28 protein-coding genes and 1 pseudogene are annotated in these 26,859 nt (G+C 63.0%); 15 read left to right on the top strand and 14 right to left on the bottom strand.

What is annotated here, in order from left to right; genetic code table 11:
* Window position 1 precedes the first annotated feature (1 nt).
* The 4 genes from pspC to G4G27_RS08635 all read right to left on the bottom strand — a co-directional run bounded on the left by pspC (window position 2) and on the right by G4G27_RS08635 (window position 1,585).
* Window positions 2-382 (bottom strand): envelope stress response membrane protein PspC, encoded by a 381-nt coding sequence (gene pspC, locus G4G27_RS08650; protein WP_183112950.1) that lies wholly within the window; start codon window positions 380-382, stop codon window positions 2-4.
* A 1-nt stretch (window position 383) separates the two neighbouring features.
* Complete coding sequence (gene pspB / locus G4G27_RS08645) at window positions 384-650, bottom strand: envelope stress response membrane protein PspB (protein WP_183112949.1); 267 nt, start codon at window positions 648-650, stop codon at window positions 384-386.
* A gap of 1 nt (window position 651) precedes the next feature.
* Window positions 652-1,320, bottom strand: coding sequence for a phage shock protein PspA (gene pspA, locus G4G27_RS08640; protein WP_183112948.1), 669 nt, complete (start codon window positions 1,318-1,320; stop codon window positions 652-654).
* Between the two features lie 115 nt (window positions 1,321-1,435).
* Window positions 1,436-1,585, bottom strand: coding sequence for a hypothetical protein (locus tag G4G27_RS08635; RefSeq protein WP_183112947.1), 150 nt, complete (start codon window positions 1,583-1,585; stop codon window positions 1,436-1,438).
* Between the two features lie 186 nt (window positions 1,586-1,771).
* Between G4G27_RS08635 and pspF the strand changes: the two genes are divergently transcribed.
* Together pspF and G4G27_RS08625 are read left to right on the top strand one after the other, a co-directional pair.
* Window positions 1,772-2,827 carry a phage shock protein operon transcriptional activator gene (gene pspF / locus G4G27_RS08630; RefSeq protein WP_183112946.1) on the top strand — a complete coding sequence of 352 codons (1,056 nt, stop codon included), beginning with the start codon at window positions 1,772-1,774 and terminating at the stop codon, window positions 2,825-2,827.
* A gap of 224 nt (window positions 2,828-3,051) precedes the next feature.
* Window positions 3,052-3,660, top strand: coding sequence for a superoxide dismutase (locus G4G27_RS08625; protein ID WP_183112945.1), 609 nt, complete (start codon window positions 3,052-3,054; stop codon window positions 3,658-3,660).
* A gap of 318 nt (window positions 3,661-3,978) precedes the next feature.
* On the opposite strand, the gene G4G27_RS08620 is transcribed toward G4G27_RS08625, so the two are convergent.
* Genes G4G27_RS08620 through mtaB form a run of 3 tightly spaced genes read right to left on the bottom strand, consistent with a single transcriptional unit; the run spans window position 3,979 to window position 6,784 of the window.
* Window positions 3,979-4,617: a septation protein A gene (locus G4G27_RS08620; protein WP_183112944.1), complete on the bottom strand. Its 639-nt coding sequence runs from the start codon at window positions 4,615-4,617 to the stop codon at window positions 3,979-3,981.
* Window positions 4,614-5,549 (bottom strand): signal recognition particle-docking protein FtsY, encoded by a 936-nt coding sequence (gene ftsY, locus G4G27_RS08615; RefSeq protein ID WP_183112943.1) that lies wholly within the window; start codon window positions 5,547-5,549, stop codon window positions 4,614-4,616. The genes G4G27_RS08620 and ftsY overlap by 4 nt, the downstream gene beginning before the upstream one ends.
* The gene (gene mtaB / locus G4G27_RS08610) at window positions 5,546-6,784 is read right to left on the bottom strand and encodes a tRNA (N(6)-L-threonylcarbamoyladenosine(37)-C(2))-methylthiotransferase MtaB (protein WP_183113701.1); all 1,239 of its coding nucleotides are present in this window, start codon (window positions 6,782-6,784) and stop codon (window positions 5,546-5,548) included. The genes ftsY and mtaB overlap by 4 nt, the downstream gene beginning before the upstream one ends.
* Before the next feature lie 22 nt (window positions 6,785-6,806).
* Here mtaB and G4G27_RS08605 point away from each other — a divergent pair, with 22 nt between their 5' ends.
* On the top strand, window positions 6,807-7,385 hold the full coding sequence (locus tag G4G27_RS08605; protein ID WP_183112942.1) for a DUF924 family protein: 579 nt from the start codon (window positions 6,807-6,809) through the stop codon (window positions 7,383-7,385).
* Here G4G27_RS08605 and G4G27_RS08600 read toward each other — a convergent pair.
* Entirely contained in the window at window positions 7,360-8,994 is a 1,635-nt protein-coding gene (locus G4G27_RS08600; protein WP_183112941.1) for an EAL domain-containing protein, read from the bottom strand. The two genes, G4G27_RS08605 and G4G27_RS08600, sit on opposite strands and share 26 nt — an antisense overlap.
* Window positions 8,995-9,251: 257 nt before the next feature.
* Here G4G27_RS08600 and ffh point away from each other — a divergent pair, with 257 nt between their 5' ends.
* The 4 genes and pseudogenes from ffh to G4G27_RS08580 all read left to right on the top strand — a co-directional run bounded on the left by ffh (window position 9,252) and on the right by G4G27_RS08580 (window position 12,678).
* The gene (gene ffh / locus G4G27_RS08595) at window positions 9,252-10,733 is read left to right on the top strand and encodes a signal recognition particle protein (RefSeq protein ID WP_183112940.1); all 1,482 of its coding nucleotides are present in this window, start codon (window positions 9,252-9,254) and stop codon (window positions 10,731-10,733) included.
* A gap of 48 nt (window positions 10,734-10,781) precedes the next feature.
* Window positions 10,782-11,273, top strand: a pseudogene (rpsP, locus tag G4G27_RS08590) (30S ribosomal protein S16); the annotation flags it as partial.
* 200 nt (window positions 11,274-11,473) lie between these two features.
* Window positions 11,474-11,950 carry a ribosome maturation factor RimM gene (rimM, locus tag G4G27_RS08585; RefSeq protein ID WP_183112938.1) on the top strand — a complete coding sequence of 159 codons (477 nt, stop codon included), beginning with the start codon at window positions 11,474-11,476 and terminating at the stop codon, window positions 11,948-11,950.
* Window positions 11,947-12,678 (top strand): metallophosphoesterase family protein, encoded by a 732-nt coding sequence (locus tag G4G27_RS08580; RefSeq protein WP_183112937.1) that lies wholly within the window; start codon window positions 11,947-11,949, stop codon window positions 12,676-12,678. The genes rimM and G4G27_RS08580 overlap by 4 nt, the downstream gene beginning before the upstream one ends.
* Here G4G27_RS08580 and G4G27_RS08575 read toward each other — a convergent pair.
* Window positions 12,668-13,582 (bottom strand): NAD(P)/FAD-dependent oxidoreductase, encoded by a 915-nt coding sequence (locus G4G27_RS08575; protein WP_183112936.1) that lies wholly within the window; start codon window positions 13,580-13,582, stop codon window positions 12,668-12,670. The genes G4G27_RS08580 and G4G27_RS08575 overlap by 11 nt on opposite strands.
* A 44-nt stretch (window positions 13,583-13,626) precedes the next feature.
* Here G4G27_RS08575 and trmD point away from each other — a divergent pair, with 44 nt between their 5' ends.
* On the top strand, window positions 13,627-14,358 hold the full coding sequence (gene trmD, locus G4G27_RS08570) for a tRNA (guanosine(37)-N1)-methyltransferase TrmD (RefSeq protein WP_183112935.1): 732 nt from the start codon (window positions 13,627-13,629) through the stop codon (window positions 14,356-14,358).
* Between the two features lies 1 nt (window position 14,359).
* Window positions 14,360-14,752, top strand: coding sequence for a 50S ribosomal protein L19 (gene rplS, locus G4G27_RS08565; RefSeq protein WP_034158471.1), 393 nt, complete (start codon window positions 14,360-14,362; stop codon window positions 14,750-14,752).
* Between the two features lie 65 nt (window positions 14,753-14,817).
* Here the strand turns inward: rplS and G4G27_RS08560 are convergent, their stop codons facing one another.
* Window positions 14,818-16,254: a hypothetical protein gene (locus G4G27_RS08560; protein ID WP_183112934.1), complete on the bottom strand. Its 1,437-nt coding sequence runs from the start codon at window positions 16,252-16,254 to the stop codon at window positions 14,818-14,820.
* A gap of 36 nt (window positions 16,255-16,290) precedes the next feature.
* Window positions 16,291-16,425, bottom strand: a complete 135-nt coding sequence (locus G4G27_RS24300; protein ID WP_267134684.1) for a hypothetical protein — start codon at window positions 16,423-16,425, stop codon at window positions 16,291-16,293.
* A gap of 140 nt (window positions 16,426-16,565) precedes the next feature.
* On the opposite strand from G4G27_RS24300, the gene G4G27_RS08555 reads away from it, so the two are divergent.
* The 4 genes from G4G27_RS08555 (at window position 16,566) to G4G27_RS08540 (ending at window position 21,938) form a co-directional block, all read left to right on the top strand.
* Window positions 16,566-18,008, top strand: coding sequence for a DUF418 domain-containing protein (locus G4G27_RS08555; RefSeq protein ID WP_183112933.1), 1,443 nt, complete (start codon window positions 16,566-16,568; stop codon window positions 18,006-18,008).
* Window positions 18,009-18,111: 103 nt separating this feature from the next.
* Entirely contained in the window at window positions 18,112-20,352 is a 2,241-nt protein-coding gene (locus G4G27_RS08550) for a S9 family peptidase (protein ID WP_183112932.1), read from the top strand.
* Window positions 20,353-20,470: 118 nt separating this feature from the next.
* Entirely contained in the window at window positions 20,471-21,499 is a 1,029-nt protein-coding gene (locus G4G27_RS08545) for an aspartate-semialdehyde dehydrogenase (RefSeq protein WP_183112931.1), read from the top strand.
* Between the two features lies 1 nt (window position 21,500).
* Window positions 21,501-21,938, top strand: coding sequence for a GFA family protein (locus G4G27_RS08540; RefSeq protein WP_183112930.1), 438 nt, complete (start codon window positions 21,501-21,503; stop codon window positions 21,936-21,938).
* 430 nt (window positions 21,939-22,368) lie between these two features.
* On the opposite strand, the gene G4G27_RS08535 is transcribed toward G4G27_RS08540, so the two are convergent.
* Genes G4G27_RS08535 through G4G27_RS08525 form a run of 3 tightly spaced genes read right to left on the bottom strand, consistent with a single transcriptional unit; the run spans window position 22,369 to window position 25,430 of the window.
* Window positions 22,369-23,904 (bottom strand): DHA2 family efflux MFS transporter permease subunit, encoded by a 1,536-nt coding sequence (locus G4G27_RS08535; RefSeq protein WP_183112929.1) that lies wholly within the window; start codon window positions 23,902-23,904, stop codon window positions 22,369-22,371.
* Window positions 23,897-24,991 (bottom strand): HlyD family secretion protein, encoded by a 1,095-nt coding sequence (locus G4G27_RS08530; RefSeq protein WP_183112928.1) that lies wholly within the window; start codon window positions 24,989-24,991, stop codon window positions 23,897-23,899. Before G4G27_RS08530 ends, G4G27_RS08535 begins: the two co-directional genes overlap by 8 nt.
* On the bottom strand, window positions 24,984-25,430 hold the full coding sequence (locus tag G4G27_RS08525; protein ID WP_183112927.1) for a MarR family transcriptional regulator: 447 nt from the start codon (window positions 25,428-25,430) through the stop codon (window positions 24,984-24,986). The genes G4G27_RS08530 and G4G27_RS08525 overlap by 8 nt, the downstream gene beginning before the upstream one ends.
* Window positions 25,431-25,596: 166 nt before the next feature.
* Between G4G27_RS08525 and G4G27_RS08520 the strand changes: the two genes are divergently transcribed.
* Window positions 25,597-26,040: a GFA family protein gene (locus tag G4G27_RS08520; RefSeq protein WP_183113700.1), complete on the top strand. Its 444-nt coding sequence runs from the start codon at window positions 25,597-25,599 to the stop codon at window positions 26,038-26,040.
* Window positions 26,021-26,782, top strand: coding sequence for an alpha/beta fold hydrolase (locus tag G4G27_RS08515; protein WP_183112926.1), 762 nt, complete (start codon window positions 26,021-26,023; stop codon window positions 26,780-26,782). The genes G4G27_RS08520 and G4G27_RS08515 overlap by 20 nt, the downstream gene beginning before the upstream one ends.
* Window positions 26,783-26,859 lie beyond the last annotated feature (77 nt).

Here is a 26,859-nt window from a genome sequence, read left to right as displayed (position 1 = left end):
CTCAGCGCAGGCTGTCGATCTCGTTGGCGAGCCGGCTGTTGCGGCTGGTGTAGTGCATTTCGATATCGGCAAGCCGGCGGTCGATCTCGCGGAAGGTCGAGCGCACTTCGGCGGTCGAACGCTTCGGGTTGGATCGGACACCCTGCCAGAATTTCGCATCCTCCGGCGTGTCGTACAGGCCGTAAGGTTTGGTATCGGCCATCCAGGCGGCGAGCCAGTAAGCGATCAGCGTCCAGGGGAAACCACCGGCAAGGGTGAGGACGACGGTGCCGATCCGGACCCAGGTGACGTCCACCCCGGTGTAGTCGGCGATCCCGGAGCAGACACCGAGCCATTTGCGGTTCTGCTTGTCGAGATAGAATTTGGTGCGGCTGGCGGACATTTCAGTTCCTCCTGGTGATTTCGTAGTCGGAGCTGGATGCGCTCGGCAGGCCGGGCTTCCAGTCGGGGTTGTCGGCGGCGACGATGCGTTCGACGGTGTTGAGCCGGTCTTCGAGACGGCGGGCGAGGATATGCATCTCGTCGAGCAGCTTCTCGTCCTCCTGGGTAATCCTGGGTGCCGTTTTCCACTTTGTGACATAGTGGAAGATCAACCAGGGAAGCCCGATGAAGATCGAAACGATCGCGATGATGCCAACCAGAAATTCCATCTCAATTGTCCTTGCCCAGGCGTGCCTTCAGCGCGGCGAGATCGGCATCGACCTTCTCGGCAGACTTCAGCTCGGCGAGTTCCTCTTCGAGGCTCTTCTGCGGTCCACCCAGGCTTAGCGCGTCGGCCCGGCCCTCGGCGAAATCGACCCGGCGTTCCATCACCTCGAAGCGCGAGAACGCGTCCTGGATCTTGGGTCCGGCATACATGTCGCGCAGCTTGAAGCGGTTGTTGGCGCTTTCCAGCCGGGTGACGATCGAATTCTGCCGCGTCCGCGCCTCGCGCAGCTTGTTCTGCAGCTTGGCGATGTCCTCTTCCGAAGCGCGCAACGCATCGTCGAGCACGCCGATCTCCGCACGCAGCTGGTCGGCCATATCGGCGGCCTTCTGGCGCTCGACCAAAGCGGCCTTGGCTAGATCCTCACGGTCCTTCGACAGCGCGAGTTCGGCCTTTTCGGTCCAGCTTTCCTGCAGCGTGTCCAGCTTGGAGATGTGACGGCGCATTTCCTTCTGATCAGCGATGGTGCGCGCGGCGGAGGCGCGAACCTCGACCAGGGTTTCCTCCATTTCGAGGATGATCATGCGGATCATCTTCGACGGGTCTTCCGCCTTGTCGAGCAGATCGGTGAAGTTCGCGGCGATGATGTCGCGGGTGCGGGAGAAAATGCCCATCGGTAAACTCCTTGAAGATACGCTGGCCGGAATACTGGGCCGTTGAGTGGGTGAAGGGTTAGGGTGCCGGGGCGGTGCAAGGGGCGTTGGACCACCCCGGCTGGCGCCGCTCGATTTATGCGTGAGCGGCGATCTGGTGAGTGGGAGCGGCAGACGCCTGGGCCGGTGCGACGGCGCCGAGTACGAACACCGTGCTGCACACGATGGTGCAGACGATCGCTGCGACGGTGTGGCGGGCGTTGCGTGGGTTATAGTCGTTGTTCACGTCGAAAATTCCCTGTTCCTGGCCGGTTGCGGCGGTGATCGGTGCCGCTCATCGGCGGTTGCTGAAGGTATTGCAGGACCCGTGCCAATTTGAAAATTGACGCAAATCAGCCATTTTCCTGTCATTTCGTTCAGCTTGGTATTTTCCATCTTGCCAAGCCTTGGGAATTTACGCCAAGCGTTGGGCATGGATCGCACCACACAGGTCATTGGCCAGTCGACCGAGTTTCTCGATGTGCTGGAGCGCGCCAGCCGGGCCGCGGCACTGGACCGGCCGGTGCTGGTGATCGGCGAACGCGGCACTGGCAAGGAACTCGTCGCCGAACGCCTTCACCGATTGAGCCCGCGCTGGGATCAGCCGCTCGTGATCATGAATTGTGCCGCGCTGCCCGAGACGCTGATCGAAGCCGAATTGTTCGGACATGAGGCCGGTGCCTTCACCGGTGCGACCAAGGCGCGGGTGGGACGCTTCGAGGAAGCCGATGGCGGCACCTTGTTCCTTGACGAGCTCGGCACCTTGTCGATGGGCGCACAGGAACGTTTGTTGCGTGCAGTCGAATATGGCGAAATCACCCGGATCGGGTCTTCACGGCCGTTGCGTGTCGACGTTCGCATCGTCGCGGCGACCAATGAACATCTGCCGGAAAAGGTCGAGCGCCACCAGTTCCGTGCTGATCTGCTCGATCGGCTGAGCTTTGAGGTGGTGACGCTGCCGCCGCTCCGCGCGCGGCCGGGCGACGTGATGGTGCTGGCGGATCATTTCGGCCGGCGCATGGCGGCGGAGATGGGCCGCGATGAATGGTCCGGCTTCGGTCCACAAGCGATCGACGCGCTGGTCGATTATCAATGGCCCGGCAATGTGCGCGAACTACGCAACGTGGTCGAACGCGCGGTCTACCGCTGGGAACTGGGCGGCGCGATCGAGACGATCGAATTCGACCCGTTCCATTCGCCTTATCAACCGGCGAGCGTTGCCCGGCCGGTCGCCGCACCGGCTCATGTGGCTGAGGATCACGCAAGTGATTTGTCGCCGGTGACCGTCGGCGGGGCTGCCGCCGAGAGCGGATCCGATTTCAAATCGCGCATCGCCCGCTTCGAACGCGATCTGCTCGCCAAGGCTTTGGCCGAACACCGCTTCAATCAGCGTGCGACGGCCGAAGGGCTGGGCCTCAGTTACGATCAGCTTCGCCATGCACTCAAGCGCCATGGCCTGATTTCCGCGGGACAGAGTCGCGACGATTAGTGTGGGAGGATGTGTCGGCGATCCAAATACGCGGGTCGCACGCTTTTCCGCGAACGCGGTCTTGTTCGCCTCGCTCTGCTCCCCATCTCGGCCCTGGGTCGACGATCGACCGATCGTCGGGGTTGGCGGGATCGTTTGCCACCTGTAACGAATTCGCACCACCCGGCTGAACCAGGTCGCCCGACAGGCGTTTGGTGACCGACACTAAAGAGATGGAGCTTCACATGGCCTTCGAACTACCCCCGCTGCCCTACGCCTATGACGCGCTGGAGCCGACCATCAACGAAGAGACGATGAAGTTCCATCACGACAAGCATCACAAGGCCTATACCGACAAGCTCAACGAAGGCGTCGAGAAGGACCCGTCGCTCGCCGGCAAGACGATCGAGGAAATCCTCGCCGTGATCTCGACCCAGCCGCCGCTGGTGCGCAACAATGGCGGTGGCTTCTGGAATCATGACTTCTTCTGGAAGATCATGACGCCGGGCGGTGGCACGCCGTCCGGCAAGCTCGCCGCGGCGATCGAAGCCTTTGGCGGCCTCGACAAGCTCAAGGAAGAGTTCAACACCAAGGGTGCAGGTCAGTTCGGTTCAGGCTGGGCCTGGGTCATCGCCGACAGTTCGGGCGCGCTCAAGGTCACCTCGACTCCCAACCAGGACAATCCCCTGATGGACGACGCCAAGGACAAGGGCACGCCGATCCTCGGCAATGACGTGTGGGAGCACGCTTATTACCTGACCTACCGCAACGATCGCGCCGCCTATCTCAAGGCTTGGTGGGACGTGGTGAATTGGGACGAAGCCGGCAAGCGTTACGACGCGGCTGTCGGCTGATCCGACCAGCCATCGACACGGTGGGGGCCTCGGGAAACCGGGGCCCTTTTCGTTTCTCGCGACGAACCAGTATCAGATCAAATATCTGTTATGTAATGATATTATGCGAAGTCCAACGAGCGTACGGGGCCTCAGGCATATGACACAACCGGTGTCCCATATCTCTCGTCGCTCATCCCTCATCCTACAGCCTTGTCACCGGCGGCGATTCAACCACCGCGCTGAATCCGGCATGCCATCCGTTGTCGGGCTACACCGACGCGCTCTTTCTTGCTGTCGAAAACAACACCGCAAACGCTAAGGCCTTGCCGGAAGCGCTCAACCCTCGGGCGGTATCGGTGGCGTGTCGTCCTCGCCGACCTTCAGGCCGTGCTTCATCAGCATCGGCACGTTCGCAAAGGCGAAGATCAGCGTCAGCGGCACCGCACCCCATAGCTTGAACCCGGCCCAGAAAGCGGGATCGTCGGTGCTGAGCGGCGCGGTATAGCGCCACACGCTCTCGTTCAGCACCGCCATGAACACAAAGAACAGCGCCCAGTTGATCGTCAATTGCCGCCAACCCGCCGCGTCGACGCCAGGATAGGCGGTATCGAGCAATTGCTGCAGCAACGGACGTCCCGTCGCGAGGCCAAATGCCAGGATCGCCGCGAACATCGAATAAACGAAGGTCGGCTTCATCTTGATGAAGGTGCCGTCGTGGAAATAGAGCGTCAGGCTGCCGAACACGAGCACCAGCGTGCCGGAGATCCACAGCATCGGGGAGATATGCCCGGTCTTCACGCGCGATACGATCATCGCGATGACGCTTGCCACCATGAACGCGGCGGTCGCGGCGAGCAGTTTGGTCAGGGCGAGGCCGCCGGCCAGCATGTTGACGAGGAAGAAGACGGCGAGCGGCCCGATATCGATCGCGAGGCGCAGGCCGGCGCCGATCGGCGGACGGGTTGAACTGGTCATTTCACCGCTCCTTCCACACCGGCGATGATCCGCGCAACCTCGTTCGCATCGAACGGGCGCAGATCGCCCATGCTCTCGCCGACACCGATCGCATGGATCGGCAAGCCATATTTTTCCGCCGCCGCGACCAGCACGCCGCCGCGGGCGGTGCCGTCGAGCTTGGTCATCACCAGGCCGGTGACACCGGCATCCTTCTGGAAAACCTCGATCTGGTTGAGCGCATTCTGCCCGGTGGTCGCGTCGAGGACCAGCACCACATCATGCGGCGCGGCCGGATTGAGCCGGCCGAGCACGCGGCGGATCTTGGACAGCTCATCCATCAATTCGCGCTTGTTCTGCAAGCGCCCGGCGGTATCGACGATCAGCACGTCGATGCCGGTCGCGGTCGCTTGCTTGACTGCCTCATAGACGATCCCCGCCGCATCGCCGCCTTCCTTGCCGCTGATGATCGGCACGCCGACCCGCTCGGCCCAGGTCGCGAGCTGGCCGATCGCGGCGGCGCGGAACGTGTCGCCGGCGGCAAGCATCACACCATAATCCTGCTCCATCAGCAGATGGGCGAGCTTGGCGATGGTGGTGGTCTTGCCCGATCCGTTGACGCCGATCACCAGGATTACCTGCGGGCGCGGGAACGCCTCGATCTCGAGCGGTTTGGCGACCTTGGCCAGCACTTTCTCGATCTCTTCGGCGACGACCAGGCGGATACCCAGCTCCTCCATATTGCGCTCATATTGTCCTTCGGCGAGCCGCGCGCGAATCCGCGCCGATGTTTCCGGCCCCAGGTCGGACGCGATCAGCGCCTCCTCGATATCATCGAGCGTCGCATCATCGAGCCGCGCCGCGCCGAGCCCGGCGAGATTGCCAAGCAACCGGTCGGACGTGCGTTTGAAGCCGCCGAGCAATTTGTCGTGCCAGCTGGGTGTCGTGCTCATGCGGGAATTCCGGTCAATGTCTTGCCATCGGTAGTGGTAATAAGGATCGAGGCAACGCTCCCAACAATGGGAGATGTGGGCAGGGGGAAACGCACTTCGGCGAAGTTCGGTGCGTGACCGCGGTCACCCGGGCGTTCGATAAGGACTGCCTGACTGGTCCCGATCAGACTCTCTAACCACATCAGCCTCCGCCGCTCGCCCGCCTCCCGCAGCAATGCCGCGCGTGCCTTGCGTAGCTCAGGCGCGACTTGCGGCATCTTTGCCGCCGGTGTGCCGGCACGCGGCGAATAGGGAAAGATATGCGCATGGACGATTTCGCAATCGTCGATCAGCGCCAGCGTGTTAGCGAACATGGCGTCGGTCTCGGTCGGGAAACCCGCGATCAGGTCGGCACCGATCGCGATCTCCGGCCGCACCGCCTTGAGCCGCTGTACCACCGCCACCGATTGCGCACGGTCATGACGGCGCTTCATCCGCTTCAGGATCATGTCGTCGCCAGCCTGAAAGGACAGATGGACATGCGGCATGATCCGCGCTTCGCTGATGATCAACTCGAACAAGCGGTCGTCGATCTCGATCGAATCGAGCGAGGACAGGCGTAGGCGTGCGAGCGCCGGCACATGGCGCAGGATGCGTTCGACCAGCATGCCCAGGCTCGGCGCGCCGGGAAGGTCGGGACCATAGCTGGTCAAGTCGACTCCCGTCAGCACGACCTCGCGATGCCCGGCATCGACCAGTCCCGCGATCCGGTCGATCACCGCGCCTGCCGGCACCGAACGGCTGTTGCCCCGCGCCAAGGGGATTGCGCAAAAGGTGCAGCGATGATCGCAGCCATTCTGCACCTCGACAAAAGCGCGGGCATGGGCGGCAAAGGCGGCGGCGAGGTGAGGGGCGGTTTCGCGCACTTGCATGATGTCGCCGACCACCACCGGATCAGGGGCATCCCAGGCTAGCGCCGTGAGCTTTTCGGCATTGCCGATCACCCGGTCGACCTCGGGCATGGCGGCGAATCCCGCGGGGTCAATTTGCGCAGCGCACCCCGTCACGACGATCTGCGCGCCGGGCCGGTCGCGCCGGGCGCGGCGGATCGCGCTGCGCGTCTGGCGCACCGCGGCGTTGGTCACGGCACAGCTATTGACCACCACCATGTCGCGGCCGGCGACCAGCGCGCGGATCGTTTCGCTTTCAGCGATGTTCAACCGGCAGCCCATGCTGATAATGTCGGGGTCAGCCATGATCGTGGCCGGGAGATAGGGCATGAGCGGTGATCTAGGTGCGAAGCCGGACGAAGTCCATGAAAAGGCCAGTGCCGTGTTGCACTTCTGGTTCGACGAAGTGCCGCCCGACAAATGGTATGCCAAGGATGAGGCGCTCGATCGCATGATCACGGAGCGCTTCGGCGCGGTGCGCGATCATGTCCTGTTTACCATGGCGGCCGGCTGGCGTGACGATCCGGATAACTTGCTCGCTGCGGTGATTCTGCTCGATCAATTCTCGCGCAATATCCACCGCGGTACCGCCGCGGCGTTCGCGGCCGACCCGCTGGCGCTGAAACTGACGGAGCGGGCCATCATCCTCGCGTGGGACGACAGGCTGCCCGTCGAACGCCGCGCGTTTCTCTACATGCCGATGATGCACGCCGAAAATCGCGCGACACAGGCAAAGAGCGTGGCCTGGTTCGAACGACTCGGTAACGCGGAAAACGTCAAATTTGCCCGTGAGCATGCCGAAGTGATCGAGCGTTTCGGCCGCTTCCCGTCACGCAATGCGGCGCTCGGGCGCGACTCGACGCCCGAGGAACTCGACTATCTCAGCCAGCCAGACGCCGGCTGGTAGCATCGCTCGACTGGGGTTCCGCAATTGGCAGCGGCTGCCGCAACAGCCGTTTTTCGGCGAGCAGGCGCCGGACATTGGCAACACTCAGCGGCCGGCCATAAAGATAACCTTGCCCCTTCGAGCAGCCCAGCGCGCGCAGCCGTTCCTCGATCGACGCATCTTCGATGCCTTCGGCGGTGATCGGCAGGTTGAGGCTGTCGCCCAATCGCGTGATCGCGTTAACGATCGCCGCGCTTTCCGAATTGTCGTTGATCGACATGACGAAGCTCTTGTCGATCTTGATCCGGTCGAACGGCAATGCGCGCAGATGGGCAAGCGACGAATAGCCGGTGCCGAAATCGTCGAGCGCCAGGCGGATGCCCTGGTTCTTCAGTGACCCGACGATCGATTGTGCAAGCGCGAGATTGTCGAACAATGAGCTTTCGGTGATCTCGATCTCCAGCCGGCTCGCGGGGAATCCCGTTTCGGTCAGCACCTTGATGATCTTCTGCGCCAGCCAGGCGTCCTTGAGCTGCCAGGGTGAGATATTGACCGACAGTGAAAGACTGGGATCCCAGTCCTTCGCGGCGACGAACGCCTGGCGCATGATCGACAGCGACAGTTCGGCGATCATGCCGGTTTCCTCGGCGATCGGAATGAATTTGTCAGGCACGATCAGGCCGCGCGTCGGATGTTCCCAGCGCGCCAGCACTTCGAACCCACCGAGACGGCCGGTGGTCAGGTCGATCTGCTGTTCGAAATATGGCACGATCTCAAGCCGCGGAATGGCCGCGCGCAGACCACTTTCGAGCTCGTTGCGCGCCTGCAGTTCGCGCTCCATCGACAGGTCGAACCAGGCGAAACGATTGCGACCCGAATTCTTCGCCGCATACATTGCGATGTCGGCCGATCGCATCAGCGCGTCGATGCTGGCGCAATCGAAATCGGATCGCGCCACGCCGACCGAGGCGCTGATATGCAGCTGCAGACCCTCGGCATGGAAGGGCTGGGCGAGGCGGCTGATCAGTTTCTCCGCGATCCGCTCGACCGTGTCGGGATGCGCCGGATCGAACAGAAAGGCGCAGGCGAATTCATCGCCGCCAAAGCGCGCGGTGAGCGAGATCGACGGCATCGCCGCGGCGATCTCGACCGCGACCTGACGCAGCAACGCATCGCCGGTAGCATGGCCATGCATGTCGTTGACGGTCTTGAAATGGTCGAGGTCGAGCATCAGCATCGCCATCGCCTTGTTGCGGCGTTCGGCGCGCACGAACATGGCGGCGCCCTCTTCCGCCAGGCTGCGGCGATTGAGGAAGCCGGTCAGCGGGTCTTTCGACGCCAATTGCTGCGCGCGCTCCTCGGCCGCGGCGCGGATCGTGACTTCGATGCTGAGCTCGCGGTGGCGGCGCCAGCCGAACAGAATCAGCGCCACGTTGAGCAGCAGGGCGATGACTAGAGTCTGGTCGCTCCCCGCCCCGCCGGCGAGATATTGCCTGAGCGTGCTTGAGAGCACGGCGCTGCCAGTGCCGACGAACAGCAGGATCGCGGCAACCGTGATCGCTCCGCTCAGCAACTCGCGCTTGGCCGTAATCGGCTGTTGGATGATGTCTTCGTTTGTATCCAGCGCCATGCCGGTCCGCCCCACGATCCTGTTGATGCCCTTGATCTCATGGATCGGGTGTAGAAGACGTTAAGCCGGCTCCCAGGGACATCCGATCGAGAGTATATTGCCTTTGCGTGCTTTGCCGCTTATAGGCCGGCGCGTTCCCGCAAGAACGCAGGGGCACCGTCCACCACAGGACGGTCATACGCTGGCTGACGAGGTTTCGTCCGCCGGCGTTTCTTGCGTTTCACGGGGATAGCCGCGATCGGCAACGGAGTTTGTTGATGTTTGAAAGCCTGAGCGACCGTCTTGGCGGTGTGTTCGATCGACTGCGGGGGCGCGGTGCGCTGACCGAAGCGGACGTGCGCGCAGCGATGCGCGAAGTCCGTGTCGCGCTGCTCGAAGCCGATGTCGCGCTGCCTGTCGCGCGCGATTTCGTCGATAAGGTGACCGAACTCGCGATCGGCCAGAACGTGTTGCGCTCGGTCACGCCGGGCCAGCAGGTCGTCAAGATCGTCAACGACGCGCTGGTCGAGATGCTCGGCTCCGAGTCCGCTGAGCTCGAACTGGGCGTCACGCCGCCGGCCGTGATCATGATGGTCGGCTTGCAGGGTTCGGGCAAGACCACGACCACGGCAAAGATCGCCAAGCGCCTGGCGGGCCGCGATCGCAAAAAAGTGCTGATGGCGTCGCTCGACGTTAATCGCCCGAACGCGCAGGAACAGCTCGCCACGCTGGGCACTCAGGCCGAAGTCGCGACCCTGCCGATCGTGCAGGGTCAGCAGCCGGTCGATATTGCGCGGCGTGCGCTGCAGGCGGCGAAGCTGCAGGGCTATGACGTCCTGATGCTCGATACCGCGGGTCGTCTCCATGTCGACCAGGCGCTGATGGACGAGATGCGCGCCGTCGCCGATGTCGCCAGGCCCGCCGAAATCCTGCTCGTCGTCGATGCGCTGACCGGCCAGGACGCGGTCAATGTCGCGAAGAGCTTCTCGGATCAGGTCCCGCTGACCGGCGTGGTACTGACCCGCATGGACGGCGATGCGCGCGGTGGTGCGGCGCTGTCGATGCGCGCCGTCACCGGCAAGCCGATCAAGTTCGCCGGCATGGGCGAAAAGCTCGATGCGCTCGAGGCGTTTCACCCGAGCCGGGTTGCCGGCCGCATTCTCGGCATGGGCGACGTGGTCGGCCTGGTCGAGCGCGCGGCGGAGGTCATCCAGCAGGAAGACGCCGAGAAGATGGCGGCGAAACTGGCCAAGGGCCAGTTCGACATGGACGATCTGCGCAACCAGCTCGCCCAGATGCGCCGCATGGGCGGTCTCGGCGCGCTCGCCGGGATGATCCCCGGCATGAAGAAGGCGCAGGCGGCGATGGCCTCCGGCGCGGTCGACGAGCGCATTCTGCTGCGCATGGACGCGATGATCACGTCGATGACGCAGAAGGAACGTTCCAAGCCCGACGTGATCAACGCCAAGCGCAAGATCCGCATCGCCAAGGGCAGCGGTACGACCGTGCAGGACGTCAACAAGCTGCTGAAAATGCACCTCGAAATGTCCACTGCGATGAAGAAGATCCGCAAGATGGGCGGCATGCGCGGTATGGCGGCCATGCTTGGCAAGGGCGGCATGGGTGGCCTCGGCAACGCACTTGGCGGCAAGGGGCTTGGCGACATGCTTGGCGGCGCCGGCGGGGGCGGGCTCCCCGGTCTTGGCGGCGGTCAGGCCAAACTGCCCCCCGGTTTCGAAAATCTGCTCAACAAGAAATAATCCTCTCAACCCAGATCATTTTCAGATCACTCAAGGAAGATAACTACAATGGCACTCAGCATTCGTCTGTCGCGTGGCGGCTCCAAGAAGCGTCCTTATTACAAGATCATCGTTGCCGACGCGCGCAGCCCGCGTGACGGCCGCTTCATCGAAAAGCTCGGCACCTATAACCCGCTGCTCGCCAAGGATTCGCCCGAGCGCGTCAAGCTCGACACCGACCGCGCCAAGCATTGGCTGAGCGTCGGCGCGCAGCCGACCGACCGCGTCGCGCGCTTCCTGGACGTTGCCGGCGTGCGTGAGCGCACCGCGCGCAACAACCCGAACAAGGGCAAGCCCGGCGACAAGGCCAATGAGCGCGCCGAAGAGCGTGCGACCAAGGCAGCCGAGGCCGAGGAAGCCGCAGCAGCAGCGGCCGCCGCCCCTGCGCCGGCTCCCGAGCCTGAGCCCGAAGCAGCTCCCGTCGCGGACAGTAATGAGGAAGCGGAAGCTGTCGTAGCCGCTGAGGTCGAAGCCGCGACCGAAGAGCCGACACCCGAAGCCGAAGCCGTGGTCGAAGCGACCGCCGAAGAGACGCCAGCCGTCGAAGCGCCGGCCGCCGAAGAGGCACCTGCTGCTGAAGAAGCGCCTGCCGCTGAAGAAGCACCTGCCGCCGAAGCCAATGAAGCAACGCCGAACAGCGATGCAGGCGACAGCGTCGACGCCGTCGAAGGCGAATCCGCACAGAAGCCTGCCGAGGGCTGATGTCGACCGCCCGCCCCGTCACGCTTGCCGTCGTCATCGGCGCGCATGGCGTGACGGGGGAAGTGCGGCTGAAGGTCTTCGCCGAGGACCTGACGCCGTACAAAAGCTTCAATGACGGCGCGCTGACGCTCAAATCGACGCGCCACGGCAGCAACGGCACGATCGCGCGCATCGCCGAAGTGACCGATCGCAACGCCGCCGAGGCGATGCGCGGCACTGAACTGACCGTGCCGCGCTCGGCATTACCGCCGCTCGCTGAGGGCGAATATTACCATGCCGACCTGCTCGGCCTGCCGGCGTTTTCGGTCGGTGGCGACGTGCTCGGCAAGGTCGTGGCGATTGACGATTTCGGCGCCGGCGATGTGATCGAGATCGAGCGCGACACGGGCAAGCGCTTCATGGTTCCGATGAATGCCGACGCAGTGCCCGAATGGGATGGCGAGCGCCTGGTCGTGGCGGACGACTTTATCTCATGACCCGCATTGCCGTGCTGTCCGACATCCACGGCAATGTGCTCGCGCTGGACGCGGTGATCGCCGATGCGCAGGCAAGGGGTTGCGACGCTTTTCTCAACCTTGGCGATACTCTGTCCGGTCCACTGTGGCCGGTCGAAACCGCCGAGCGTCTGATGTGCAAGGACTGGCCGACGATTGCGGGCAACCATGAACGTCAATTGCTGACCCTCGATCGGGCGCGGATGGGCGCCAGCGACAGTCATGCGCGCGACGTGCTCGACGAACGGCATCTGGCATGGATCGCCGCACAGCCGCCGGTGCTGGAATATTCGCCCGACATCTTCATGTGCCACGGCACGCCGGTCAGCGACCTCGAACATTTCCTGCACACGGTTGAGCCGACTGGTATGCGCGAGGCAACCGGCGCGGAGATCGCTGGACGTGCCGGAGATCGGCATGAGGCGATCGTCCTTTGTGGCCACACCCATCTTCCGCGCATTGTTGCGCTTGGTGACGGACGAATCGTGGCAAACCCCGGCAGCGTCGGGCTGCAAGCGTTCGACGATGACCGGCCCTGGCCGTATCGTGTGGAAGTCGGCGATCCCCGAGCTCGCTACGCGATTATCGAAAACGGCCGACTTGAGTTCGTCGCGGTCGAGTATGATCATGAAGCGGCTGCGGCCAAGGCGGCGCGTGAAGGGCGCGGCGATTGGGCCGAGGCGCTCCGCAGCGGCCGTCTCACCGCCTGATCGATTGCTGCTCGTCGAGCAGATTGCGGATGCTGGTCGCGGCGACGCCGGCTTGGCCCATCGCATTGCTGATCTGGTCGAGGCCCTTCACCACATCACCTGCCGCGAACAGGCCGGGGACAGTTGTGCGCTGATGCGCATCGACCTCGAGACAACCATCCTCCGACGCGCGCGCACCAGCCGCCACCGCCAGGCCCGAGCGAATTTTAGACCCGAGCGCGGGGTAGATGCTGGCGAAATCCAGTTCGCCGCTTGGCGTGGTCACGACGATCCGACCATCGCGAATCTGGATCGGCCTGCACGGACCATCGACGTGCGCGATCCCCGCCGCATCGAGCTTGGCGCGACACGCCGCATCCAGATCATGCGCGGCACCCGGCGCGATCAGCGTGATGTCGCTGGTAAAGCCGCGCAGGAACAAAGCCTCGCGCATGCCATGATCACCGGTGCCGATCACGCCGACGCGCTTGTCGGTCACTTCATACCCGTCACAGATCGGGCAGTAACGCAGTAATCCGCTCGCCAATGCGTCGTCATGCTCTTCGCACGGCATGTCCGGCCGGTTGTTGACGACGCCCGTCGCCAGCAACACGCTGCGCGCCCGGAAGGTCGCTCCCTCGACCTGCACTTCGAAGCCGTCGTCGATCGGCATGATCGCCGTCACCTCGGCCATTTCACGCCGCGCCCCGAAACTTTCTGCTTGTTCGAGCATCAACGCGAGCAGGTCCGTTCCTTTGATTCCACCGGGATACCCCGCATGATTATGCGTGCGCGGGATCAGCGCGGCCCGGCTGCTGCCGCAATCGAACAGCCGGATCGATAGATGGAAACGCGCAAGATAGATCGCGGCGGTCAGGCCGGCGGGGCCGGCACCGATGATGATGCAGTCGTCCTGTACGTCCAATTGCTCGTCCTTGCCTTCGCGTAACCATTGCGGGAAGGAGAGTCATGTCCTTCGCCGCCACCGTCTTAACGCTCTACCCCGAGATGTTTCCCGGGCCGCTCGGTATTTCTCTTGCCGGGCGCGCGCTGAACGAAGGCAAATGGTCGCTCGACGCAGTCAATATCCGCGACTTTGCGATCGATCGGCACCGCACGGTCGACGACACACCAGCCGGCGGCGGGGCCGGGATGGTGTTGCGCGTCGATGTGCTGGCGGCGGCAATCGATAGCGTACCCGGGGATCGACCCGTGCTCGCGATGACGCCGCGCGGCGCGCCGCTGACTCAGGCGCGTGTACGGCAACTCGCCGACGGCCCTGGGGTTACGATTTTATGCGGCCGGTTCGAAGGATTCGACGAACGCATCTTCGAGGCACGCGGTGTCGAGGAAGTGTCGATCGGTGACTATATCCTGTCGGGCGGAGAGATGGGCGCGCTGGTGTTGCTCGACGCTTGCATTCGGCTGCTTCCCGGCGTAATGGGCGCGGCTTCCAGCGGTGTGGACGAGAGCTTCGAAACGGGGCTGCTCGAATACCCGCATTACACCCGACCACCGATGTGGGAAGGGCGCACGATCCCCGAAGTGCTGCGATCGGGGGATCATGCGAGGATCGCGGCCTGGCGAAAGTCGATGGCCGAGACCGAAACACGGCTAAGGCGGCCGGACCTTTGGGAGCGCCATATCGGCGCTCGGGTTCAGTCGCCCTCTGGCGCGCACGCGAAGACGAAGGACGAATGAGATGAATCTCATCCAGACGATCGAAGCCGAGAACATCGCCAAGTTTCTCGAGAACAAGAAGATCCCGGAATTCCGCCCCGGCGACACGCTGAAGGTCGGCGTGAAGGTGGTCGAAGGCGAGCGCACCCGCGTGCAGAATTACGAAGGCGTGTGCATCGCGCGTTCGAACAAGGGCATGGGTTCGAACTTCACCGTGCGCAAGATTTCGTTCGGTGAAGGCGTCGAGCGCGTTTTCCCGCTCTATTCGCCGAACATCGATTCGATCGAGGTGGTGCGCAAGGGCGCCGTCCGTCGCGCGAAGCTCTATTATCTGCGTGGCCGCACCGGCAAGTCGGCACGTATCGCCGAGCGCCGCGATACGCGCCCGGCCAAGGGCACCGTCGCTGCCGAGTAATCGGGGCGACAAATCTCAAGCATCACGCGGGGCGTGGAGGCGAGAGCTTCCGCGCCTCGTTCGCGTTACAGGCCCGGGATCAACCGCCAACCGATGCATAGCGCGGTGACGGTCATGGCGGGGGTGAACCCCCAGAACAGCCGCTGACGCGACACGCCGCTATTCTCGCGCATCAGATCGGCGGCAGTGATCGCCAGTGCGATGGCCGTCGCGAGCATCGTCCATAGATGATAGCGAAGCTCTGCCGCGACGCTGAACACGCTATAGCCCAGACCGTAGAGCAGGGCCGACAGCGCGACCGGGATGACGATACCGCGAGACGGCAGGTTGCCCGCGATCGTCAGCACGCCGAACGCCAGCGCCAGCCATACGATTGGCCAGTCCAGCGGTGTATGCGCGCTGGCCAGGGCAACGCCGTCGATCGCTGAGAGGAGCGCGTTTGGGGGCACGCGATAGCCCCAGTCATTGGGGGCGGACTCGACCTGCACCGGCCGCTCGATCTCGTCATGGACCAGGAAACGCGTGTTGATATTGAAATGCGCAAGACGGTGCTCCGCATAAGCCACCGGATGCTTCAGGATCGCCCTGGCGAGAAACGCGTAGGGGCTTTCATGCCGCGCAGCGATTGCGGCGCGCGCATCGGCGAAGCCGATCGCGCAGGGCTCGTCGACCCACCAGGAATAGGGGTCCCATTTGACCGGCGAATAGCATTGATGATTGACCGACACCGGGTCGGCCACCGCCAGCGGAGGAAAAGCATCCACGCCGCTATGTTCGGTAATGCCGCCGAGATCGAAGATGACCAGCGACATCTCGACGCCGCTCGACTGCGCGCCGATTAGCCGGTTGGCGACGGGCAGCGCGAAGATCAGAACGATCGCCGCGATTGTCGAGGTGCCAGCGACCCGCAACAAGCCGCGCCGCGCCGCCGCCGGCATCAGCGCGACGATGATCGGGACCCCGGCGAGAAAGGCGTTGAAGCGCAACGTCGCCGCCAGGATCAGCAAGATGATGGCCAGTGTCGGGATCATGACCCGCGCTGCGGGCCGACGTCCATATGTTTGCCCATGCGTTTGCCACGCCAGCAGGCCGGTGGCGGACAGCAACGCGCCGGCCATCAGGCAGTCCTTTAGCACTGCACCGGTCAGTGCGAGCGCGATCGGCAGCAATCCACACGCTGCCAGTGCCACTGCGAGTCCATGCCGCCGCTCGCGCAGTGCCCATCCGGCAAGCAGTGCCAGGCCACCCCAGAAGAGTGTCAGCTGAAGCAGGAGCATGGGGGCAGGCCCGGCGTGGAGCGGGATCAGTTGCCGCCACAACCATTCCATCACCGGCGGGTGCCAATCGTCGAACGCGCCGCTTATCGCCTGATCATATTGGCGGACCGCGTCCCATGTCATCAACCCCGGCCAATAGGCGAAGCCCGTCGCCGTCACGCCCGCTAAAATGATAAGCGCGGGTGGGGCGATCGATAGCGCCTTGCTGCGAGACCAGAACCTCACAAAATTCCTCTTTGCGGACCGCTCGTCAAGCCGCCGCTACATCACATCGTGGAACATGAAATAGAGCAGCGCGAACCAGGCGAGCACGAAAAGCAGACCGAAGACATAGACTGATTTTTCCCGGGCGACGGTAATCCAGGTCCGGGTTTCTGGTTCATCGGGATAGTCCATCGCATGCCCTTAACGCCGGCGCCGCCGGTTTCAAACCTCCCGTACGACAGGCGGTCGATCCTTCCTCTCCACTGCTTTATGTTTGCAATACACTCGCTGGTCGGTTTATTCCGACGGGGGGTTTTTCGAAAGGGCGGGCGATGAGCGACGGAGCAATGACCACGGCAGTGGAACCGGACGGCGCGCCGCGCGTCGCCGGGCTGGATATTCTGCGCGGAATCGCGATCCTCGGCATCCTGTTCATGAATATCAACGACATGGGCGGGTCGCTTTGGGCGTCGTTCGACGATATCCGGCATCTGGGCTGGACCCAGGCCGATCAGGTCGCGTGGTGGCTGCGAGAGATCTTCGCCGACGGCACCGCGCGGTGCATGCTCGAAATGCTCTTTGGTGTCGGCATGGTGATCCTGACCGATCGCGCGGCGAGCGCGTTGGAGACCTCGGCCACCGATCCCGCCAGCCGCATCCGACGGATCGGGCGTGCCCTGTTCGGCGAGGCGGCGGTCCTGCGCGGATATTACTGGCGCAATTTCGTGCTGTTCCTGTTCGGCCTGGTCCACATCTTCATTTTGTTGTGGCCGGGCGACATCCTCCACACCTATGGCATCGCGGCGATGGTCGCATTCCTGTTCCGCCGCTGCGGGCCAAAGGTCCTGCTTGGCATCGGCCTTACTCTGGCAATGCTCCAGTTGATCGGCGGCGGCATCGGGCTGACTATGGCGCAACAGGCGCGGAGCGAGGTCGCGCAATTGCGCGCGAAGCGCGATGCGGGCCAGAAGCTCACCGCGACCGAGATCGGTAAGGTCAAGGATCAAGCCGAGCGTGCCGATAAACGCGCCAAGAAAAAGGCCGAAGACGCCACCCGTATCGCAGCCGAGGATAAGGCGCGTTCAGATGCCACCGGTACCTCTATGAGCTGGGCGAAGGCCGCGTGGACGACCATTTTCTTCCTCTGGGGTTTCTCCGACGGCATCGGAGATGCCATGTTCCTCGAATGGGCGTTCGTGTGGGAAGCGGCGGGGACGATGCTGATCGGTGCCGCCTTGTTCAAATGGGGCATCATCCAGGGCAACCGCTCGCGATCCTTTTATCAGCGCGCAACACTCATCGCCTATGCCATCGGCCTGACCGGTCGCGCCGTTGCGGCATATTGGGAAACGCAGTTCGACGATTATCCGCACATGATCCTGGCAACCGGCGAAGTGACGCGGCTGGCGACGACCATCGGTCATATCGGCCTGGTCTATGTCCTGCTCGGCACGGTCGCCGGTACCAAGTTGCTCAAACCGTTCGAAGCGGCCGGGCGCACGGCACTGACCCTTTATATCCTGCAGACGATTATCTGCCTGTGGATCCTCTATCCGCCGTTCGCGCTCGGCCTGTACGGGCAGCAGGGCTGGATGGGGTTGATGCTGACCGCGCTGGCGGTGAACGCATTGCTGTTATGGGCGGCGAACCGGTATCTGCGCGATTACGCCATCGCGCCGGTCGAATGGGCCTGGCGATCGATCATCTCCGGGCGGATTCTGCCGTTGCGAAGAGGGGGCCGGACGGCAACGGGAACGCGGCCCGTCGTCGCCTGAGATCCGGTTATCGCCCCTTTACCCAAACTCGAACGCCCGCGATAACGTACGGCATTCCGCTGCCGTTCGTGTGGCGCAGACAATTCGGGACTGGAGATGGACGATGCGGAAATCCTGGCTGCTGGCGGGCGTCATGCTCGCGGGCGTCGCTGTGCCCGCCATGGCGGCTGAGCCGGCCCCCGCGGCGCAGACCGTGACGTCGCAGAAACTGACATTGCAGCGGGTCTACGCGTCGCCCGACCTGGCAGGATCGCAACCAAAGCTGCTCAAGCTATCGCCTGACGGCAGCTTGCTCACGTCGCTGCGTCCACGTGCGGACGACAAGGATCGGCTCGACCTGTGGGCGCTCGACACAAAGACCGGCAAGGAACGGATGCTGGTGGATTCGAAGAAATTCGGCACCGGCGCGGAACTGTCCGAGGCCGAAAAGATGCAGCGAGAACGCGCACGGATCGGCGGGTCGAAAGGGATCGTCGCGTATGAATGGTCGCCCGACGGCAAGTCGGTCCTGGTGCCGCTCGATGGCGACCTTTATCTCGCAACGCTTGACGGCAAGGTCACGCGCCTGACCGCAACGACGGCCGGCGAGCTCAATCCGAAGATCAGCCCCGACGGTGCGTTCGTCAGTTTCGTGCGCGATCAGAATCTGTTCGTGCAGCCGCTTGGTGGTAAGGAAATGGCGCTGACCAATGATGGCGCGGGCACCGTCCATTGGGGCGAAGCGGAGTTCGTCGCGCAGGAAGAAATAGGCCGCCGCACCGGTTACTGGTGGGCGCCGGGCGACCGGCGACTCGCGGTCGAAAGGTTCGACGAAGCGCCGGTCGGCGTCGTCACGCGTGCCGCGATCGGCGCGAATGGCACCAAGGTGTTCGATCAGCGCTATCCCGCCGCCGGCACACCGAACGTGCTGGTCGAACTTTATGTGATGAACCCTGATGGCAGCGGCCGCGTGAAGGTCGACCTTGGCAAGGAAAGCGACATCTATCTCGCGCGGGTCGACTGGACGCCCGACGGACAGTCGTTGCTCGTGCAGCGCCAGAACCGCGATCAGACCGTCCTCGACATGCTCAAGGTCGATCCGGCCACTGGTAAGTCGACCATCCTGTTCAGCGAAAAGTCGGGGCCGAAAAGCTGGGTCAACCTGAACGACGGATATCGTGCGTTGAATGACGGCGGTTTGATCTGGACGTCGGAGCGGGACGGCTATGCCCATCTCTACCGCTTCAAGGGCGGCAAATGGACGCAGCTGACCAAAGGCCCCTGGGTGGTTACCGGCATGGTCGGGTTCGACGAGGCGAAGGGGCGCATCTTCTTCACCGGCAACAAGGACGCTGTGCTCGAACAGCATGTCTATTCGGTCGATGTCGCGCGACCGAACGTCATTTCGCGGCTGACCGAGCCGGGCTGGTGGAACGGCGCGACGATGGATGCGGACGCATCGCGGATGATCGTGTCGCGTTCCAACCCCGACCGGCCGACCCAGATCTATCTCGGCGATGCCGCAGGCAAGCGGCTGTCATGGATCAACGAGAATGCACTTCGTCCCGGGCATCCCTATTTCCCGTTCCTGCAGCAGCACCGCTCACCCGCTTTCGGCACGCTGAAGGCAGCTGATGGCAGCACGCTTTATTATGAGATGCTGACGCCGGTGCTCGAACCGGGTCGGAAATATCCGGTATTCTTCGAACATTATGGCGGCCCGCACTCGCAGACCGTGAGCCGTAACTGGGGCAGCTCGCTCCACCAGTATCTGGTGTCGCAAGGCTGGATCGTGTTCCAGATCGACAATCGCGGCTCGGCCAATCGCGGCACGGCGTTTGAGGATCAGATTTTTCGCGCGATGGGCTCAGTCGAGGTCGAGGATCAGCTGACGGGCGCGAAATGGCTCAAACAACAGCCATTCGTCGATGCCGGCAAGATCGCGACCTATGGCTGGTCGTATGGCGGCTATATGACGCTCAAGATGCTTGAGGCCAATCCGGGCGTCTATGCCGCGGGTGTTTCGGGCGCGCCGGTGACCAAATGGGAGCTGTACGACACGCATTATACCGAACGTTACATGGGCGATCCGAAGAAAGACGCGAAAGCCTATGCGACGTCCGATGCGATCGATGACGCGGCGAAGATCGCCGATCCGCTGCTGCTGGTTCACGGCATGGCCGATGACAATGTCGTGCTCGACAACAGCACCGCTTTCGCGGCCAGGATGCAGGCGGAGAATGTGCCGTTCGAAATGATGCTCTATCCGGGCAAGACGCATTCGGCGGTGCGCGACATCCATGTCTGGACGACGATCCTGAACTTCCTCGACCGCGAGGTGAAGGGCAAGCCGTCGGCAAGATAGCGGTGACTTTGGCAAGCTTGGTTAGTTTCGATGCGGGGCGGGCGGGATAAAGCTCCGCTTGCTTGCGTGCCGGGGTCAGCGGGAGTACCGCGCCCCGTGCTGACGAATGGGAGTGAACATGGGTTACCGGGTAGTGGTCGCAGGCGCGACGGGGAATGTCGGGCGCGAAATGCTCAACATCCTCGCGGAGCGTGAATTTCCGGCTGACGAGATCGCCGTCGTGGCGTCGTCACGCAGCCAGGGCCTGATGGTCGATTACGGCGATACCGGCAAACAGTTCAAGGTCCAGAATATCGAGCATTTCGACTGGACCGGCTGGGACATGGCGCTGTTCGCGATCGGCTCCGAAGCGACTGCCGTCTATGCCCCGATCGCGGCCAAGGCGGGCTGCACGGTGATCGACAATTCGTCGCTCTATCGCATGGATCCCGATGTGCCGCTGATCGTGCCGGAGGTGAACCCGGAAGCGATCGACGGCTATCTGCGCAAAAACATCATCGCCAACCCCAACTGCTCGACCGCGCAGATGGTCGTGGTGCTGAAGCCGCTGCACGATGTGGCGAAGATCAAGCGCGTCGTCGTCGCGACCTATCAGTCGGTCTCGGGCGCGGGCAAGCAGGGCATGGACGAGCTGTTCGAGCAGAGCCGCAACATCTTTGTCGGCGATCCGGCCGAGCCGCACAAATTCACCAAGCAGATCGCCTTCAACGTGATCCCGCACATCGACAGCTTCCTCGACGACGGATCGACCAAGGAAGAGTGGAAGATGGTGGTCGAGACCAAAAAGATCCTCGATCCGAAGATCAAGCTGGTCGCGACCTGCGTGCGCGTGCCGGTGTTCGTCGGCCATTCGGAAGCGATCAATATCGAGTTCGAGGACGAGATGTCGGCCGAGCAGGCGCAGGATATCCTGCGCGAAGCACCCGGCGTGATGCTGATAGATAAGCGCGAGGATGGTGGCTATATCACGCCGATCGAATGCGTGGGCGAATTTGCCACGTTCGTCAGCCGTGTGCGCGAGGATTCAACCGTGGAGAACGGTCTGACCCTGTGGTGCGTCAGCGACAATCTGCGTAAAGGCGCGGCGCTCAACGCGGTGCAGATCGCCGAACTGCTTGGGCGACGGCACCTGAAAAAGGCGGCCTGAGATGAGTGTAGAGGGCGGCTGCCATTGTGGCGCCGTCCGCTACGTCCTGGCGCTCGATGCGGCGCCGGCGATCTATTGCTGCCATTGCCTGACCTGCCAGAGCTGGGCGGGCAGCGCGTTCAGCCAGAGCGCGCTGCTGCCGGAAGGGGCGATCAGCGTCACCGGGCCCGTGGTCGAGTATCGGTTCATCAATCCAAGTGGGCATGAATCGCATCAGCGGCTGTGCGGCACCTGTCATACGCGTATCTTAAACACCAACAGCGCGCGGCCAGGACTGGTCGTGCTGCGCGCCGGGACGCTGGATGTGAGCGATCAGCTCAGCCCGCGCCTGCACATGTGGGTCAGGCGCAAGCAGCCCTGGGTGGTGATCGCCGATGGCGTGCCGACCTTTGACGAGACACCGCCGATCGCCGAGTTCATTGCGACGATGCTGCGCTGAAGCATCACATTGGATAGGGCCAAACCACCTCTCCGTTCGTGCTGAGCTTGTCGAAGCACCGTTCTTTCTTCGCCCACATTACAACGGAAGAAGAACGGCCCTTCGACAAGCTCGGGGCGAACGGATGAGGTAGAGCAAAACCCACGCTAAACGCTCGTCGCGCTGCATGCTGTTTTCGACAATATGAAAGAGCGAGGCGGTATAAGTCTGGCAAGAGACGGCATGCCCGATCCCGTGTCATGGTTGAATCGCTTCGGTGCCATTGCTGTGGAAACGAGCGCCGCAGGCGTGAGGTCGGCGAGATATGGGACACCCATTGTTGCAGATCTTTTTTCGCCGTTACCCCGGTGATCGGCTCATATAATTTCATATATATCAGATGCTTAATCTGAAATAACGGCCGCCGGGCGCGCGGGTCAGGCGGAGCCGCCTATTCGGCGTGCACGGCTTCCATCTTGCCCTTTGGCTTCGACAACAGAAAGACCAGCGGCACCACCGCGATCGAGATCCACGCCATCAGGTAGAAATCGTCGATATAAGCGACCATCGCCGCCTGCTGGTTGATCATGCCGTCGGCAAAGGCGAACACGCCGTCCGATAAGCTCCCGAAGCGATCGAGCGCACCGAGATCGAGCGCTGGTATCGTCGTCGACGTCACATGGCTGGCCAGATCGGAATGGCTTTGCTGCAAGTTGCGCGCGAGCAAGGTCGTAACCATCGAAATGCCGGCGGACTGCCCGATGCTGCGCGTCAGGTTGAGCAGGCTGGCGCCATCCGTCCGGTATGCCCCGCTCAGCGTCGCAAAGGCGAGCGAGTTGAGCGGCATGAAGACGAGGCCCATGCCGATGCCCTGAACGAAGCCGCTGATGATCACCGGCCAGAAATCCATGTCCAACGACCAGCCCGCCATCTGGCGCAGCGAAAAGGCGAAGATGACCAGTCCGACCGCGATCACGATGCGCGTATCGACCTTGCCCATGAGACGGGCGGCAAGCGCCATCGACAACAACACGCCCACCCCGCGCGGCGCGAGCATCAGGCCGGTATCGATCACTGGATAGCCGAACAGTGACTGCAGCATTGGTGGGAGCAGGGCCATCGGCGCCATGGTCGAGATGCCGATCACCACCATGAAGAACATGCCGACGATCAGATTGCGGTTCTTGAACAGCGCACGATCAAATAAGGGCTTTTTCGCCGTCGCAAGGTGGACGATGCCCATCCACAGCGCGGCCAGGGCGACGCCGCCCTCGACGATGATTTCCCAGCTGGAGAACCAGTCTTCCTGCTGGCCGCGATCGAGCATCAGCTGAAAGCTGGCGACGGCGATGCCGATCAGCGCGAAGCCGGTGATGTCGAACGAGCGGCTCTCGCGCGGACGTGAGGGCAGGAGGAACCACAGGATCGCGAAAGTTGCGATGCCGATCGGCAGATTGACGTAGAACACCCAGCGCCAATTATAGCTTTCGGTCAGCCAACCGCCGATCACCGGCCCCATGATCGGTCCGACCATCACCCCCATGCCCCAGACCGACATGGCCTTTGCCTGGTTCTCGGGCGCGTTGATGTCGAGCATCGCGGTTTGCGACAGCGGGCCGATAAAGGCTGCGGTGACGCCCTGGAAGATGCGGAATGCGACCATTTCTTCGAGGCTGACGGCGGTGCCGCACAGCATCGACGCGACGATGAAGCCGGCCACCGCAAACAGGAACAGGTTGCGTGAGCCGAACCGGCCGGAAAGCCAGCCGGTCGCCGGAATCGCGATCGCCGAGGCGACGATATAGCTGGTCAACACCCAGGTGACCGTATCGATGGTCGCGCCGAGGCTGGTTTGCATATGCGGCAGGGCGACATTGGCGATCGTGGTGTCGAGGATCTGCATGATCATCGCACCCATCACGCCGATGGTCAGCAAGCCGCGCTGCCGCACGTGCAGCAACGGCGTGCCGGGTGTTGGTTCAGCCATGGGGCTTGGTATCGATCGACACGTCCGCGCTGAGCCCGGCGATCAGCGCGCGCGCTGGAGTGCCGTCGATCGCGACGCGCACGGGCACGCGCTGTGTAACCTTCACCCAATTGCCGGTCGCGTTCTGAGCCGGCAGCACCGAGAATTGCGATCCGGTGCCAGCGCCGATGCTGGCAACATGGCCTTTGACCTTGAGGCCGGGATAGGCGTCGAGGCTGATCTCGGCGGGCTGACCGACGGCCATGTGGTTGAGGTCGGTTTCCTTGTAGTTTGCTTCGACCCAGGTTCCCTGACTGACCACGATACTCAGCGCGGGCACGCCGCTCGGCGTGATGTTGCCGACCTGCAGACGGCCGGTCTGGCTAACAATGCCATCCTTGGGCGCACGGACCTCGGTCCGGGCGAGATTGAGCGCGGCCTGTTCACGCTGGGCCATCGCCGTCTGGATGGCGGCTGGAGCACCCGTCGCGGCGCTGCCGCTGCCAAGCTGGCTGCGTGCGCGGGCGACCGCCGCCTGCGCCGTGGCCAATTTTGCCTTGCCTGCAGCGAGCTCATGAGACGCCGCATCGAGGCTGGCGCGGGTGGTGAAGCCGCGCTTCATCAAGGCCATCTGACGATCATAGGTCGCCTGGGCGAGCAGGATGTCCGCTCGAGCGCTTTCGATATCGGCATCGGCACCGCCGACATCGGTCGACATGGTGCTGACCTGAACCCGGGCGTTGGCAATTGCGGCGTCCGCCTGGGCCAGTGCGATGCGATAGGGCTCGGGATCGATGCGGAACAGCAAGTCGCCGGCCTTGACGCGCTGGTTCTCGCTGACCGAAACCTGGACGATGCGGCCGGTGACGTCCGGGCTGATCGAAACCATGTCCTGCTTCACATAGGCATTGTCGGTCGAAACATAACGGCCCGATGTCAGCCAGAAATAGCCGCCGACCGCAAGGATCAGCAACGGTACGCTGAACATCAGCAACGGGCGAAGCCAGTTGCGGCGCTTCGCCGGCGCCGACTCGACCGGTGTTTCGCTTACGGGAATGTCGATCACGGTTGCTGCGCTGCGGTCGATCACGGGGTCTGCATCAGCCATGACTGGCCTCCTGGCCCTTGGGGGCGTCGTTCAAATTGTTCTGGATCAGGGTCAGTGCTGCGGTCAGGTCGTCGCGCTTTGTCTGGGTTATGCCGTCGAGCGCATGGGCGAACATGTCTTCGCCGATCTTGTGGAGTTGATCGAGCAGCGGGCGGGCCTTGGGCGTGATGAAGATTTGCCAGGCGCGACGGTCGGCAGGGTCGCGGCGCCGCTCGACCAGGCCCGATTCTTCCAGCCGATCGATCATGCGGCACAGCGTAATCGGCTCGACTTCGAGGATATCGGCCAGGCCGCCCTGGTTGGCGCCTTCGTTGCGCGACACAATAAAGAGTGTGCGCCACTGCGCGCGCGTCACGCCGATCAGGCGCGCCCGTTCGTCGAAACGACGCCGCATCAGGCGCGAAACGTCGCTAATAAGGAATCCGAGTGAATCGCTCATAGTCGCGCATATAATAAGCTTCCTTATATAATCCAATACACAAGCCGCGGAAAATATTGCGGTGCAGCGTAAGGGTTTGAGCGGAATGCACCCGAGGAGAGTTTTCATGGTTGATCAGGCTCGTTTCGATGTCGCGCCAGTGAAGGTCGAGCCGGCGGTTGCGCCAATCGACGAACGGCTCGCCGGCGGCTGCCAATGCGGGCGAATCCGCTATACCGTGTTGGTCGCGACCGATGACGCGTATCTGTGCCATTGCCGCATGTGCCAGCGCGCGATCGGCAATATCTCGGTGGCGTTCATGAACGCGAAAAAGGCTGATGTGATCTGGTCGCGCGAGCCGGAGCGCTATCAATCCTCGCCGATCGCGAGCCGGGGTTTTTGCGCCGCGTGCGGTACGTCGCTGACCTTCGAATTTCCCGACAGCGAGCAGATGGACCTGACCGTTGCCAGCTTCGATACGCCCGGGCGGTTTCGCCCGACACATCATTTCGGTGTGGAGAGTCGGCATGAGGCGTGGCTCGACACCCGACACCTGCCGGACTATCGCGCCGATCAACATGACACGCTTGTCGATCGCTGGATGAAAACTCTTGGCAAACTCCCCGATTGAACCGGAATATTTCGAAAGTTTCGATGGCGCGCGAATCGCGTGGCGCGAAACCGGTGAGGGCAGGGTAGTCGTGCTGCTGCACGGCTTCTTCTCCGACGCGCAGACCAACTGGATTCGTTATGGCCATGCCGCGGCGATTGCCGGGCGCGGGTTTCGCGTGATCATGCCCGATCTGCGCGCGCACGGATCGAGCGCCAAGCCCCATGACGCGGCATCCTATCCGCGCGACGTGCTGGCCAGGGATGGGTTTGCGCTGATCGAGCATCTCGGGCTCAGTGACTACGATCTTGGCGGTTATTCGCTCGGTGCGCGGACGGTGGCACGGATGATGGCGCAGGGCGCGACGCCGCGCCGCTTCGTCCTGTCAGGCATGGGCCTGCAAGGGCTGACCGACACCGCCGGTCGTGGCGGGCATTTTCGCAATATCCTGACCAATCTCGGCAGTTTCGAGCGCGGCACGCCCGAATGGCTGGCCGAGGCGTTCCTGAAGACCAGCAAGGGCGATCCCATTGCCCTGCTGAACATCCTCGACACGTTCGTCGACACGCCGGTCGAGGCACTACGTATCATGGCTCAACCGGCCTTGGTGCTCGCGGGCGAGGAAGACCATGACAATGGGTCGGCGGAGGAACTGACGGATACGCTACCCAATGCGACGTATCGCGCCGTACCGGGTGGACATATGAGCGCAGTGGTGAAACCCGAACTCGGCCTGGCGATCGCGGACTTTCTCGCCGCGTGACGCTTCTCGGACGACCCCTTGCTTGACCTCACGCGCGGTGGCGGACAGGTTGCCGCCATCAACAAGTTTCAGGGGTT

It is taken from the genome of Sphingomonas sp. So64.6b (genome assembly GCF_014171475.1).
Taxonomy (GTDB): Bacteria; Pseudomonadota; Alphaproteobacteria; order Sphingomonadales; family Sphingomonadaceae; genus Sphingomonas; species Sphingomonas alpina_A.
The sequence above is the reverse complement of the archived record's forward strand: the minus strand, read 5'-3'. Positions and strand labels throughout refer to the sequence as shown.